Below are 13,393 nucleotides of genomic sequence, written 5' to 3'. Positions count from 1 at the left end.
TCGTAGGTCGGGCGTTCGAGCGCTCCATGTGAGCCCTCAGTACGCCCCCTGCCGTTGGATGACCGCGCGCAGCGTGCGCCACAGGATGATCAGGTCGGTGGTCAGCGACCAGTTCTCGACGTAGTACAGGTCGAGGCGGACGCTGTCCTCCCACGACAGGTCGGAGCGGCCGCTCACCTGCCACAGGCCGGTGATGCCCGGCTTGACGAGCAGACGGCGCTCGACGCCGCCCTCGTACGACTCGACCTCGCTGATGAGCGGGGGACGCGGGCCGACGAGCGACATGTCTCCGCGCAGCACGTTCAGCAGCTGCGGCAGCTCGTCGACGCTGAGCCGACGCAGGATCCGGCCCAGGCGCGTCACCCGCGGGTCGTCGCGCATCTTGAACAGCACGCCGTTGCCGTCGGATGCCGGGACGAGTGCGGGCAGCATGTCTTCGGCGCCGACCACCATCGAGCGGAACTTCAGCATCGAGAACGTGCGGCCGTCCATGCCCACGCGCGACTGACGGAACAGGGCGGGGCCGCCGTCGGTGCGCACCATCGCCCCGACCATGAACATCACGGGGGCGAGGACGAGCAGCGCGAGCGACGAGACGACCACGTCGAAGGCGCGCTTCGTGGCGTAGCGGGTTCCGGTGAACTCGGGATAGTCGACGTGGATGAGCGACAGTCCGGCGACCGGGCGGGCGTGGATACGCGGCCCCGCGACGTCGGTGAGCGCGGCCGCGACGACGAGGTCGACGTTCCGGGTCTGCAGGTCCCAGCCGAACTGGCGGAGCATCGCGGGGGTGATGTGGTCCGAGCCCGCGTACACCACCACGTCGGCCTCGGCCCGCTCCACGCTCGCGACGATGTCGTCGAGGCCGCCGATCACAGGGACACCCGGCAGCAGCATCCGATCGGTGCCGCACTCTGTGACGGCGCCGGTGATCACCATGCCGGTGCTGGGGTCGCGCTGCAGCTCCCGCGCGATGTGCTGCGACTTGGCGTGCTCGCCGACGACCACGGTGCGCGCCAGGCACTCGCCCTGTGCGCGCCGGGTGCCGAGCCACTGCCGCCAGACCCAGCGGCTCACCACGAGCAGGCCGGCGCCCGCGGGCAGCGCGAGCAGCAGGTAGCCGCGCGCGACGTCGATGTGCAGCAGGAAAGCGCCGATCGTCAGCACGCCGAAGACGCGCAGACTCGCGTCGGCGACCTGACGGTACTCCTGCCAGCCGCTGCCGACGACCTTCGCGTCACGCGTGCCGTGCACGCGCAGCGCCAGCAGCCAAGCGGCGATGAACACGATCGACACCACGGTGTAGGCGACGCCGAAGCCGTCGCCGGTGACACCGGGGATGTGCAGGTCGGCGCTGGTCTGGCCGAACCGCAGCACCTGGGCACCGAACACCGCCGCGACGACGATGAGCGTGTCGGTCGCCAGGAGGCGGCGTGCGTAGCCGCGCTGCCAGCGGACCGTGCGCGCGGGCGATGCGGCAGCCTGCGCCCCGACTGTCTGCGCGGGTGGCGTCGAGCGCCGCCCCGCGGTCGGTTGCACATACCGAATCGTCTTGCCCCGCCGGCCCGGCAGGACAAGGTCCCCAGAAAACGCCACGTTCCCTCCCCAGAGGACGAGCACATACCCCAGTGATCCCTGCAGCGCAGGGCCCCCTCACCGCCTCCCACAGGCGATGCGTCATCCCGTCGTTTCCCGACGACGGAATGCCGTGTCCTCCGTCCCCAGACGAAGGAATGTCGTGAGTCTAACCCTCAACCGCCGATTCCGGTAGGTGTACGGCGCAGCCGGCTCAGAGTCCGGTCCAGCGGCTCACCGGCCACAGGATCACGACGGCGCGCCCCACGATCTGATCGCGCTTCACCCACCGCCAGCATCCGGGGTCGGCGCCGCCCGCACCGCGGCACTGCGCGGCGGAGTCGGACGAGTTGGATCGGTGGTCGCCGAGCACCAGATACGAGTCGTCCGGCACGACGATCTCGGGCAGGCAGCGCAGCGACGCGGGCTGCGTGGTGCAGTTCTGGTTCGCGTCGAACGGCAGATCCTGGTGGACGTACGGCTCGTCGACCGGCTGCCCGTCGACGATCAGCCGCCCCTCGGTCGTGCAGCAGCTGACCGTCTGCCCCGGGCCGGCGACGATCCGCTTGATCAACGTGTGCGGGCCGGACGGCCCGAACCCGGTGACCTCGCCGAGCCAGCGCAGCGCGCCCTTGACCGGTCCGTCGTCGTCGGCGGAGGTCGGACCCCACGTCTCGTCGGCGTCGAAGACCACCACGTCGCCGCGGCCGGGATCCGCCCCGACGTAGGCGAGCCGGTTCACCAGCACGCGGTCGCCCGGCTGCAGCGTCTGCTCCATCGACCCTGACGGCACCAGGTACGGCTTGGCGACGAACGAGAGGATCAGGCCGACGATCAGGAAGGACAGCGCCAGGTGGAACCACACGCTGCCGGTGATCCGCCTGCGGAGGGAGATCGGCTCGTCAGCGCTCACGGCGGCTCCTGGTCGGGCTCGGGAAGGGTGAGTGCCACCTTACCCGCGGGCCATGGCAGGGCCGTTCACTGTAGTAGTTTGGTGAGGATATCGGCCGAGTCGGGGGGACCTGGGGTGCCGCAACCAGGAACAGAGAGCTCATCAATGGATCTGCGCCATTATCTGCGTATCTTCCGCGCGCATTGGCTGGGGATGCTTCTCATCATCGTCGGCGCCCTTGTCGTGACGTTCGGATGGACACTGCTGCAGCCCAAGGTGTACGCCGCCGACACGACCGCGATCGTGCAGGCGACGGCATCCGGCGACGATCTCGGTGCCAAGACGCTCGGCAACCAGCTCGCGAACTCGCGCGTGAAGACGTTCGTCAACCTCGGCACCTCGCGTTCCGTCGCCGAACGCGTGATCGAGGAGCTCGACCTGGAGTCCACGCCGGAGCGACTGGTGTCGCAGGTGACGGTCACGAACCCGATCGACACCGTGTCGCTGCGCGTGAGCGCCCAGGCGTCGTCGCCCGCCCAGGCGCGCGACATCGCCGAGGCGTGGGTGCGCGGCATGGCCGCCGAGGTGAACCTGCTCGAGACCGGTGACGAGGAGACGCCCGGCTCGGTGTACCTCGCCCCGATCGACTCCGCGGTGCTCCCGTCGGCGCCGGCGTCGCCGAACACGCGCCTGGCGCTGGCGATCGGCGGCCTGATCGGTCTGGCGCTCGCGTTCGGATACGCGATGCTGCGGTACACGCTCGACCGCCGCATCCGCTCGGTGGAATCGGTGGAGCGCGAACTCGGGATCGCTGTCGTCGGCACCATTCCCGAGGAGAAGAGCTTCACCGCCGAGAACCGGCTGATCCCGGCCGACGGCGGCACTTCGTCGCGCAGCAGCAGCGCGCACCTGTTCGCCGTCGCCGAGTCGATGCGCGAGCTGCGCACCAACATCCAGTTCATGGACGTCGACAACCCGCCGCGTGTGATCGTCGTCACCAGCCCGCTCCCTGGCGACGGAAAGTCGACCACCGCGTCGAACCTGGCCATCACCCTGGCCGCCAACGGCGAACGCGTCGTGCTCATCGACGGCGACCTGCGCCGCCCGATGATCGGCACCATCTTCGGGCTGGTGCAGGACGTCGGTCTGTCGGACGTGCTCGTCGGCCGCGCCGAGATCGCCGAGATCGCGCAGCGCGTGCCCGGCCACCCGAACCTGGTCGTGGTCGCGGCGGGCAAGCTGCCGCCGAACCCCAGCGAGGTGCTCGGGTCTGGTCGGATGCACGACATGCTCGCCGCCGTCTCGCGCGAGGCTGTCGTCATCGTCGACGCGCCGCCGCTCATCCCGGTGACGGATGCCGCCGTGCTGACCCAGCACGCCGACGGCGCCGTCGTCGTCGCCACCGTGGGCAAGACCACGTTCGAGGTGCTCAGCAAGGCGCTCGGCAACCTGCAGCGCGCCAACGCCCGCGCCCTGGGCGTCGTGCTGAACCGCGTGCCACGCCGCGGCAGCGGCGCCGCGTACTACGGCTACCAGTACCACGGCGACTACTACCGCTCCGACGAGCCCGAAGACGAGGCCGAAGCCGTCGAGGCGCCGCGCCGCCGCAGCGGATCCGCGGCGTGAGGCCGTCGGTGACCGCTTCGTCGCTCACCATCCGCGCACTCGGCGCGCACGTTCGCGTGGCGTTCGGCGACGCCGTACCCGGCGACGTGGTGGCGCGCGCCCGGCGGGCGTGGAGCGGGGCGAGCACGGCATCCGATCGTGAGGACCGGCTGGTCGACGTGCCGACCGTCCTCGATGCGGACGACTTCCTGCAGCACCTGTCCACGAGCGTCACGCTCGAGGCGCTCTCGCACGGCAGGGGGCGGCTGATGATGCTGCACGCCGCCGGCGTCGCGATGGAGGACGGACGCGTGCTCGCGTTCGTCGGGCCCTCCGGGCGCGGCAAGACGACCCTGAGCCGCGCGCTGGCGCAGCGGTTCGGTTACGTGTCGGACGAGACCATCGCGTTCGACCGCGACCTGAACGTGCTGCCGTACCGCAAACCGCTGTCGGTCGTGCGCGACGGGCGGCCCAAGGACCAGGTCGCGCCCGAGGATGCCGGCCTGCGCGAGCTGCCCGACGTGCCGCTGCGGCTGGCGGGGATCGTGTTGCTCGACCGCGACGCATCAGCCGAGTCGGTGACCGTGGAGCACCTGCCGTTCGCGGTCGCAGCCCCCGAACTCGTGACGCAGACCAGCTACCTGATGGAGCTGCCCGGCACCGTGCGCACCCTCGCCGAACTGTGCGAGCGCGCCGGGGGAGTGCGCCGGCTGCGCTACGCCGAAGCGACCGACGTGCCCGACATGATCGACGAGCTGCTGGTCGCAGATCCCGAGCCGGAGACGTGGGCGGCGCTGACGCTGCGCGTGCGGGATGCGGTCGGCAGTGTCGTGCCGGCGGATGCCGTCGACTACGGCGACGTGCTGGTCACGCTCTCGGAGCGCACGCTGCGCGTGCTGGACGGCATCGCGCCGACCATCCTGCGCCACGCGCAGCGCTCGGAGGAGGACATCACCGCGGCCGTCGTCGACCGGTTCGGGGCGCCGCCGCACGGTGACGCGACGGCGATCGTGCGCGGGGCGATCGACGAATTGCGCGAGGCCGGGTTCGTCATCGGGGGCGCCCATGGTGAGTGAATCGGCCGGCGGGTTGCGGGTGGGCCCCGACGTCGCGTGGGTGTCGAGCGAGCAGCGCGCCGTCGTGCTGAACCTGGCGGATCCCGGGGCCACGCCGATGGCGCTGGAGGGCTCCGCGGCGGCGATCTGGGAGGCCATCGCCGCCGGCGACGGGCTCACCCGCGAGGAGCTGCTCGCCACGCTCGCCGAGGCGTTCGGGGTCGCGGAGTCGGACATCGCGGCGGACGTCGACGCCGCGCTCGGGCGGTTCCGCGAGCTGTCGCTGCTGGGCTGAGAGGCGGCTCAGCGACCGGCGGCTTGGGACGCGCCGGTGGGTCGGGATGCCGCCGGGGTTCGGGATGCCGCCGTGCGCGGGGCGCGACGGCATCCGCTCCTCATTCCAGCGCCAGCCGCACCACCCGCTCCACCTCGTCGAGGGCCGGGATCAGCTCGCGTGCGGACTGCTCGTACACGTCGGCCGACTGGCGGTACGGGTCGATCACGTCGTCCTCGTCGAGCGCGCCGCCGGTCTCCAGACCGCGCCGGTGCGAGATCGTGATGACCGTGGACCCGAGCCGCGCCCGAGTGTTGTCGCCTCCGCCGTCGGCCGCGTCGAGCAGCTCGTCGTCGCTGAACGACCGCGCGAGGCGCGCGAACTCCCGCACCGGGAACACCCGATGCAGCCGGCTCGGCGCCAGCTGCACGGCGAGGGCGCGCTGCTCGCGGGTCATGGTCAGGATCAGGTCGGCCTCGAGCAGCATCCGCTCGTGCACCAGCCGCGCGCGATGTCGGGCGGCGTGGTGCTCGTCCGCGCCGCCGGCGACGGCCAGGCGCAGCGCCTCCGGGGTCATCTGCTCGTCGACCAGCGCGTGCGTGCCGGCGCTGCGCACCACGACGCCGAGGTCGCTGAGCCGCGTGCGCAGCAGCGCCTCGGCCATCGGCGAGCGGCAGACGTTGCCGGTGCACATCGTGAGCAGAGACGGTGCCCCGTCGCGCGCACGATCGGGCGCGGGCGCGGCGTCGAACAGCGATGAGAGCGGGGATCGCGGCTGCAGAGTGGAATCGGATCCCGGTTCCCCCTGTGCCGTTCGTCGCTGTCGGCGCGTCATCCCCAGCCGCGCCGCATCGCGATGCGATTCGTGCATGCGCACAGCATAGGACTACCCAGGGGCGGTCGGGCCCGCGATCTGCACAGCACCGGCCGGAGCGGACGTCGCCTGCGCCTCGATGTAGCGCAGCAGCACACCCTCGCGGAGCGCCCACGGCGACACCTCCAGCTCGGCGATGTCGAGCAGTTCCATCGCGGCGTTCAGCACCACGGCGGCGGCCACGATCTGGAACGAGCGGTCGGCGGTGATGCCAGGCAGCTCCTGCCGAGCGGATGCCGGAATGCGCGCCAACCGGGGGATCCACGACGCCAGGGAGGCACGCGGCAACAGCATCCGCTCGGTGCCCGACCAGCCCGGTGTCGGGTAGCCGACCAGCTGGGCCAGCGAGCGGATCGCCTTCGAGGAGCCCACCACGTGGTCGGGGCGGGGGAGGGGCGCGAAGCGCGCGACGACCGGCTCCAGGGTCGCGACGGCGTGTGCGTGCAGCCGGGCGGCGGCATCCTCGCCGGGCGGGTCGTCCGGCAGGAACTGCACGGTCATCCGGCCGGCGCCGAGCGGAGCGGATGCCGCGACCTCGGGGAGCTCCTCGGAGCCGCCGGCGAACTCGAACGAGCCGCCGCCGATGTCGAGCAGCATCAGCCGCCCGGCCGACCAGCCGAACCAGCGCCGCACGGCGAGGAAGGTGAGAGCGGCCTCGTCGTCGCCGGCGAGCACCTGCAACGGATGCCCGAGCGCCGCCTCGATGCGCGTGATGACCTCGTCGCCGTTGCGCGCCTCGCGCACCGCGCTGGTGGCGGTGGCCAGCAGCGTGTCGATGCGCTCGGAGTCCGCGACGGCGCGGGCGCGCCGCACGGCGTCCTCGAGAGCGCGGATGCCGGCTTCGTCGATCGCCCCGTCGGGCGTGAGGTACTGCATCAGGCGCAGCACCGTGCGGTCGCTGGTCGTGCCGAGCGGACGGCCGCCTGCTCTGGCATCCGCGACCAGGAGGTGGACCGTGTTCGAGCCGATGTCGAGGACTCCGAGGCGCACGGGACGAGACTACTCGCGCGGAGGGGGCGAGCAGGGGTCATGCGGGCTCAGATGCGCGTGAGTGAGCGTGGCAGCCTCCTGCTGCGCGAGCGGGGGCGCGGGCCGCCGATACGATGTACCCCGTGACCGCCGCCCCGAACATGCCGCTGTCTCCGTACCGTGAGATCGACCGCGCTGACTGGGCGCGGTTGGCGGCGGGCCTGGATCAGCCGCTCAGCGAGACCGAGATCGTGGCGCTGCGCGGCATCGGCGACCGGCTCGACCTCGCCGAGGTGCGCGAGGTCTACCTGCCGTTGAGCCGGCTGCTCAGCCTGTACGCCACCGCGACCAAGCGGCTGGGCGCGGCGACCAGCGAGTTCCTGCAGGAGGACGACTCCACCACGCCGTTCGTCGTGGGCGTCGCGGGCTCGGTCGCAGTGGGGAAGTCGACGATCGCGCGTCTGCTGCGGGAGCTGATGAGCCGCTGGCCCGGCACCCCGCGGGTGGAGCTGGTCACTACGGACGGGTTCCTGTATCCGAACGCGGAGTTGGAGCGGCGCGGATTGATGGACCGCAAGGGCTTCCCGGAGTCGTACGACCGGCGGGCGCTGCTGTCGTTCCTCACCGAGGTGAAGAGCGGGGCCGCCGAGGTGCGCGCGCCGTTCTACTCGCACATGCGGTACGACATCGTCCCCGATGCGCACGTGGTCGTGCGCCGGCCGGACGTCGTGATCGTGGAGGGGCTCAACGTGCTGCAGCCGCCGCCGGCGCCGAACGACGTGGCCGTGAGCGACCTGTTCGACTTCTCGATCTACGTCGACGCCGATGCGAAGCACATCGAGCGCTGGTACATCGACCGGTTCCTCGCGCTGCGGCAGGGGGCGTTCAGCAACCCGTCGTCGTACTTCAACGTGTTCGCGCACCTCACCGACGAGGAGGCGGTCACCACGGCGCTCGGGTACTGGAACGAGATCAACATGCCGAACCTCCTGGAGAACGTGCTGCCCACCAGGCACCGCGCCACCCTCGTGCTGCGCAAGGGAGCGGATCACGCAGTGGAGACGGTGCTGCTCCGCAAGGTCTGAGGGCGGCGCTGGGCCGGCGCGGTGCGCGGGCGCGGCGTCGGGCTTGGCAGTGCTGGGGATGTGGCGCGGGTGGCCGCATCCGGGCGGGCGAGGCCTCTGGATGTGGCGCGGGTGGTCGCATCCGGGCGGCGTGCCCTCGGATGTGGCGCGGGTGGCCGCATCCGGGTGGGGGAAGCGACCATTTGCGACACTTCGTCGGGCGCGTGCGGGCAAGTGGGCCACATCGCGCGGGGCGTGGGTCGTGGCATCCGGGCACGCGAGGGCTATGGATGTGGCGCAGGTGGCCGCATCCAGGCGCGCGAGGCCTCCGGATGTGGCGCAGGTGGTCGCATCCAGGCGCGCGAGGGCTATGGATGTGGCGCAGGTGGTCGCATCCGGGTGGGCGAAGCGACCATTTGCGACACTTCGTGGGGCGCGTGCGGGCAAGTGGGCCACATCGCGCGGGGCGTGGGTCGTGGCATCCGGGCGGGCGAGGGCTATGGATGTGGCGCGGGTGGCCGCATCCGGGCGGGCGAGGCCTCTGGATGTGGCGCAGGTGGCCGCATCCAGGCGCGCGAGGGCTATGGATGTGGCGCAGGTGGTCGCATCCGGGTGGGCGAAGCGACCATTTGCGGCACTTCGCCGAGGGGGAGTGGTCATTTGCGCCACATCGGCGCGCGGCGGGGGCGAGCCCGCGCGAGGTGGTGCGCCGTGGATGGGGCGCAGGTGGCCGCATCCGGGCGGGGAATTCTCACAAGCTCGGCCAAGTATTCTGGTGACTATGTGTGGAATCGTCGGATACGTGGGCCCGCGGCCCAGCCAGGACATCCTGCTCGCAGGGCTCGCCCGCCTCGAATACCGCGGCTACGACTCGGCCGGCATCGCCGTCATCGATGAGAGCGGCGAGCTGGGCATGCGCAAGAAGGCCGGAAAGCTCAAGGAGCTGCGCGACTCGCTGGCCACGGCCGCGCTCGGCGACGGCACCACGGGCATCGGGCACACCCGCTGGGCGACCCACGGCGGCCCGACCGATGTGAACGCCCACCCTCACCTCGCCGACGACGACCGTCTCGCGGTCATCCACAACGGCATCATCGAGAACTTCGCCGCGCTCCGCGACGAGCTCGCAGCTGAGGGCGTCACCTTCCGCAGCGAGACCGACACCGAGGTCGCCGCCGCCCTGCTCGGGCGCGAGTACCGCCGCACCGGCGACCTTCAGCAGGCCTTCCGCGACGTCGTGAACCGCCTCGAGGGCGCCTTCACCCTGCTCGCGATGCACAAGGACCACCCGGGCCTCGTGGTCGGCGCGCGCCGCAACTCACCGCTGGTCATCGGCCTCGGCGAGGGCGAGAACTTCCTGGGCTCCGACGTCGCGGCGTTCGTCGAGCACACCCGCAAGGCCCTCGCCATCGGGCAGGACCAGATCGTCGCGATCACCCCGTCCGAGGTGACCGTGACCGACTTCGACGGCAACCCCGTCGAGGCTGCGCCGTTCGACGTGTCGTGGGACGCCGCCGCCGCCGAGAAGGGCGGCTGGTCGAGCTTCATGGCCAAGGAGGTCGCCGAGCAGCCCGAGGCCGTCGGCAACACCATCCGCGGCCGCATCAAGGACGGCCAGGTCGTGATCCCCGAGCTCGACGGCATGGACGAGCTCTTCACCGGCATCCGACGCGTCATCATCACCGCCTGCGGAACCGCCTCCTACGCCGCCCTCGTCGGCAAGTACGCGATCGAGCAGTGGGCGCGCGTGCCCGTCGACGTCGAGCTCGCGCACGAGTTCCGCTACCGCGACCCGGTGATCGGCGACGACACCCTCGTCGTGTCGATCAGCCAGTCGGGCGAGACCATGGACACCCTCATGGCCGTCAAGTATGCCCGCGAGCGCGGCGCGCGCACCCTGTCGATCTGCAACACGCAGGGCGCGACCATCCCTCGCGAGTCGGATGCCGTCGTCTACACCCACGCCGGCCCCGAGGTCGCCGTCGCATCGACGAAGGCGTTCTCGGCACAGATCACCGCGCTGCTGCTGCTCGGCCTGCACATGGGCCGCGTCCGCGCGACGCTCAGCGATGCCTCCGCAGAGGTCGCCGAGCTCGCCGCGCTGCCCGAGAAGATCGCCACCGTCCTGTCGGAGGAGCACGACCACGTCGAGCAGCTCGCGCACTGGATGGCCGACACCCGCTCGGTGCTGTTCCTCGGTCGCCACGTGGGCTTCCCGATCGCGCTCGAGGGCGCGCTGAAGCTCAAGGAGATCTCGTACATCCACGCCGAGGGGTTCGCCGCCGGCGAGCTCAAGCACGGCCCGATCGCCTTGATCGAGCCCGGGCAGCCGGTGTTCGTGATCGTCCCATCGCCGCGTCACTCGGCGCTCATCCACTCCAAGGTGGTGTCGAACATCCAGGAGATCCGCGCCCGCGGCGCTCGTGTGATCGTCGTCGCCGAAGAGGGGGATGCCGCCGTGCTGCCCTATGCCGACGAGGTCATCCGCATCCCGCTCGCCGGTGCCATGTTCGAGCCCGTGCTCGCCGTCGTGCCGCTGCAGATCTTCGCCATGGCGCTCGCCACGGCCAAGGGCCTCGACGTCGACCAGCCGCGCAACCTGGCGAAGTCGGTCACCGTGGAGTGACCTGTACCGTTCGATCGCCGCGCCGCCATTCCTCGATGGTGGCGCGGCGTCGTTCGTTCGGGCCTCTCGGGTCGCGGGCTGCGTGGCGAGTAGGCTGATCGGGTGATCATCGGCACCGGAATCGACCTCGTCGACATCGCGCGATTCGAGCAGTCGGTCGGCCGCACGCCTCGGCTTCTCGAGCGCCTGTTCACCCCCGCCGAGCAGCAGCTGCGGCTGCGCTCGCTCGCCGCTCGCTACGCCGCGAAGGAGGCGCTGATCAAGGCGCTCGGCGGCAGCGACGGGGTGTACTGGACCGAGATCGAGATCGCTTCTGAGGCGTCGGGCCGCCCGCACTTCGTGCTGAGCGGGTCGACCGCTGCGGTGGTCGCAGAGCGCGGCATCACCGCCCTGCACCTGTCGCTCACCCACGACGCCGGCCTCGCCGCCGCCTACGTCGTCGCCGAGAGAGCGGATGCCGTATGACCGCGCCTCTGTCCTCGCGCGCCGAGACCCCGGTTTCGCGTCGCTTCTTCCCCGAGACCCCGGTTTCGCGTCGACACCCCGAGTTCGCGGCGTCCGCGCCCCGGGGTGTCGGCGGCAGCCCGGGGTATCGGTTCTCCCGCGCCGAGACCCCGGGTTCACGCGCGGCGCGCGCCGAGACCCCGGTTTCGCGTCGTTCTTTCCCCGAGACCCCGGTTTCGCGTCGAGACCCCGGGTTCGCGGCGTCCGCGCCCCGGGGTGTCGGCGGCAGCCCGGGGTGTCGGCGCAACGAACCCGTGAGCCGCGGAGTGATCGCGTGACCCGCGGGGCCCCGTTCCGCGAGGCGACCATCGACCTCGACGCTATCGCCGACAACGTGCGCCACTTCCGCGCCCTCACCGGCGTGCAGGTGATCGCGGTCGTCAAGGCGAACGGTTACGGGCACGGTGCGCCCGAGGTCGCCGCGGCCGCGCTCGCCGGCGGCGCGTCACGGCTGGGCACCGCGACGCTCGAGGAGTCGTTCGCACTGCGCCGCGCCGGCATCACCGCCACCCTGATGGCCTGGTTGCACGAGCCGGGTCGCCGCTTCGACGACGCCGTCGAATCAGGGATCGAACTGGGCGTCTCGTCCCTGGAGCAGCTGGTCGCAGCATCCGAGGCGGCCACCGTCGGCACCCCGACGCCGATCCACCTCAAGTTCGACACCGGGCTGTCGCGCAACGGCATCGCCACGCACGACATCGACCGGGTCCTCGCCGAAGCCGCCCGCCTCGAACGGATCGGTCGGGTCCGAATCATCGGCGTCTTCAGCCACCTCTCCGGCGCCAGCCTCGACGACGACCGTGCCGCACTGTTCCGATTCCACGACATCCTCGGCAGAGCGGATGCCGTCGGCATCCGTCCCGAGATCCGTCATCTCGCGGCCACGGGTGCCGCCATCGCACTGCCGGAGGCGCGGCTCGACGCCGTGCGCGTGGGCATCGGGCTCTACGGGCTGTCGCCGTTCGCCGGGCGGACCTCGGCGGAGCTCGGCCTGCGGCCCGCCATGACGCTGCGCGCCGCGGTCGCGGCCGTGCGTCGCGTGCCCGAGGGCACCGGGGTGTCGTACGACTACGTGCACCGCACCGCAGGCGAGACGACGCTCGCGCTCGTGCCGCTCGGCTACGCCGACGGCATCCCGCGGCAGGCGTCGTCGCGCGGGCCGGTGCTGATCGGCGGGCGCACGCACGCCGTGGCCGGGCGGGTGGCGATGGACCAGTTCGTCGTCGACGTCGGCGACCAGGAGGTCGCGGTCGGCGACGAGGTGATCGTGTTCGGCGACCCGACGCTCGGTCACCCGTCGGCGGACGACTGGGCGGATGCCGCCGGCACCATCAACTACGAGATCGTGACGCGCATCGGCGCACGCGTGCCGCGGAGGGCGATCTCGTGAGTGTGCTCGATGCGATGGCGGGACGCCACGAGATAGCCACGGCGGAGCAGATGGAGGAACTGGGCCGGTCCATCGGCGCCTCGCTCGACGCGGGAGATCTGCTCGTGCTCACGGGTCCTCTCGGCGCAGGCAAGACCACGTTCACCCGTGGTCTTGCCGAAGGGCTCGGCGTGCGCGGACCCGTGCAGAGCCCGACGTTCGTCATCGCCCGGACGCACCCGTCGCTCGTCGGCGGGGCGCCGCTGGTGCACGTCGACGCATACCGGCTCGGCTCGGCCGCGGAGCTCGACGACCTCGACATCGACTTCGCGCGGTCGGTGGTCGTCATCGAGTGGGGTCGGCCGATGGCGGATGCCGTCGCCGACGCGTGGTGGGACATCGAGCTGGAGCGTCCGGTCGGCGGCGACGCGCAGGGCCTGGACGATGAGGACCTGGATGCGGACGCCCCACGGGTGGTGACCATCGCCCGCGTGCAGCGCTGAACGCCGGCGCGGCGGGCGTCGTGGGAGCCTAAGTCCGGTCCGGAGGCGCTGGGACCTGCGTTCGGCTCCCACGCTGGGGTCCG

The 13,393-nt window shown here is 71.6% G+C and carries 12 protein-coding genes; 8 read left to right on the top strand and 4 right to left on the bottom strand.

What is annotated here, in order from left to right:
* Positions 1-36: 36 nt before the first annotated feature.
* Both RIF65_RS01465 and lepB read right to left on the bottom strand, forming a co-directional pair.
* Positions 37-1,539, bottom strand: a complete 1,503-nt coding sequence (locus RIF65_RS01465) for a sugar transferase (RefSeq protein ID WP_309064591.1) — start codon at positions 1,537-1,539, stop codon at positions 37-39.
* A 250-nt stretch (positions 1,540-1,789) separates the two neighbouring features.
* On the bottom strand, positions 1,790-2,488 hold the full coding sequence (gene lepB / locus RIF65_RS01460) for a signal peptidase I (protein WP_309064592.1): 699 nt from the start codon (positions 2,486-2,488) through the stop codon (positions 1,790-1,792).
* A gap of 144 nt (positions 2,489-2,632) precedes the next feature.
* On the opposite strand from lepB, the gene RIF65_RS01455 reads away from it, so the two are divergent.
* The 3 genes from RIF65_RS01455 to RIF65_RS01445 are packed head-to-tail and all read left to right on the top strand — an operon-like array spanning position 2,633 to position 5,422.
* Positions 2,633-4,093 carry a polysaccharide biosynthesis tyrosine autokinase gene (locus tag RIF65_RS01455; protein ID WP_309064593.1) on the top strand — a complete coding sequence of 487 codons (1,461 nt, stop codon included), beginning with the start codon at positions 2,633-2,635 and terminating at the stop codon, positions 4,091-4,093.
* Between the two features lie 8 nt (positions 4,094-4,101).
* A complete protein-coding gene (locus RIF65_RS01450; RefSeq protein WP_309064594.1) occupies positions 4,102-5,148 on the top strand; it encodes a hypothetical protein in 1,047 nt (348 codons plus the stop codon).
* Positions 5,138-5,422, top strand: coding sequence for a PqqD family peptide modification chaperone (locus RIF65_RS01445; RefSeq protein ID WP_309064595.1), 285 nt, complete (start codon positions 5,138-5,140; stop codon positions 5,420-5,422). Before RIF65_RS01450 ends, RIF65_RS01445 begins: the two co-directional genes overlap by 11 nt.
* Positions 5,423-5,522: 100 nt before the next feature.
* Here the strand turns inward: RIF65_RS01445 and RIF65_RS01440 are convergent, their stop codons facing one another.
* Both RIF65_RS01440 and RIF65_RS01435 read right to left on the bottom strand, forming a co-directional pair.
* On the bottom strand, positions 5,523-6,272 hold the full coding sequence (locus RIF65_RS01440; protein ID WP_309064596.1) for an arsenate reductase/protein-tyrosine-phosphatase family protein: 750 nt from the start codon (positions 6,270-6,272) through the stop codon (positions 5,523-5,525).
* Positions 6,273-6,287: 15 nt separating this feature from the next.
* Complete coding sequence (locus RIF65_RS01435) at positions 6,288-7,265, bottom strand: Ppx/GppA phosphatase family protein (protein ID WP_309064597.1); 978 nt, start codon at positions 7,263-7,265, stop codon at positions 6,288-6,290.
* Positions 7,266-7,378: 113 nt separating this feature from the next.
* Here RIF65_RS01435 and coaA point away from each other — a divergent pair, with 113 nt between their 5' ends.
* From coaA to tsaE, 5 genes are all read left to right on the top strand, one after another.
* On the top strand, positions 7,379-8,329 hold the full coding sequence (coaA, locus tag RIF65_RS01430; RefSeq protein WP_309064598.1) for a type I pantothenate kinase: 951 nt from the start codon (positions 7,379-7,381) through the stop codon (positions 8,327-8,329).
* 760 nt (positions 8,330-9,089) lie between these two features.
* Positions 9,090-10,934: a glutamine--fructose-6-phosphate transaminase (isomerizing) gene (gene glmS, locus RIF65_RS01425; protein ID WP_309064599.1), complete on the top strand. Its 1,845-nt coding sequence runs from the start codon at positions 9,090-9,092 to the stop codon at positions 10,932-10,934.
* A 102-nt stretch (positions 10,935-11,036) separates the two neighbouring features.
* Complete coding sequence (locus RIF65_RS01420; protein ID WP_309064600.1) at positions 11,037-11,399, top strand: holo-ACP synthase; 363 nt, start codon at positions 11,037-11,039, stop codon at positions 11,397-11,399.
* Positions 11,400-11,712: 313 nt separating this feature from the next.
* A complete protein-coding gene (alr, locus tag RIF65_RS01415; protein ID WP_309064601.1) occupies positions 11,713-12,828 on the top strand; it encodes an alanine racemase in 1,116 nt (371 codons plus the stop codon).
* Positions 12,825-13,310: a tRNA (adenosine(37)-N6)-threonylcarbamoyltransferase complex ATPase subunit type 1 TsaE gene (gene tsaE / locus RIF65_RS01410; protein ID WP_309064602.1), complete on the top strand. Its 486-nt coding sequence runs from the start codon at positions 12,825-12,827 to the stop codon at positions 13,308-13,310. Before alr ends, tsaE begins: the two co-directional genes overlap by 4 nt.
* Positions 13,311-13,393: the final 83 nt, after the last annotated feature.

This window comes from Microbacterium sp., from assembly GCF_031180975.1.
Lineage (GTDB): Bacteria > Actinomycetota > Actinomycetes > Actinomycetales > Microbacteriaceae > Microbacterium.
Note: the sequence above shows the minus strand (reverse complement) of the source record. Positions and strands in the feature narration are given on the sequence as shown.

What these genes read in the sequence shown, in the direction of transcription:
- RIF65_RS01455 (WP_309064593.1), top strand. Translation starts at nt 2,633, where the DNA reads ATGGATCTGCGCCATTATCTGCGTATCTTCCGCGCGCATTGGCTGGGG.
- RIF65_RS01445 (WP_309064595.1), top strand. Translation starts at nt 5,138, where the DNA reads ATGGTGAGTGAATCGGCCGGCGGGTTGCGGGTGGGCCCCGACGTCGCG.
- RIF65_RS01440 (WP_309064596.1), bottom strand. Translation starts at nt 6,272, where the DNA reads ATGCACGAATCGCATCGCGATGCGGCGCGGCTGGGGATGACGCGCCGA.
- coaA (WP_309064598.1), top strand. Translation starts at nt 7,379, where the DNA reads ATGTACCCCGTGACCGCCGCCCCGAACATGCCGCTGTCTCCGTACCGT.
- glmS (WP_309064599.1), top strand. Translation starts at nt 9,090, where the DNA reads ATGTGTGGAATCGTCGGATACGTGGGCCCGCGGCCCAGCCAGGACATC.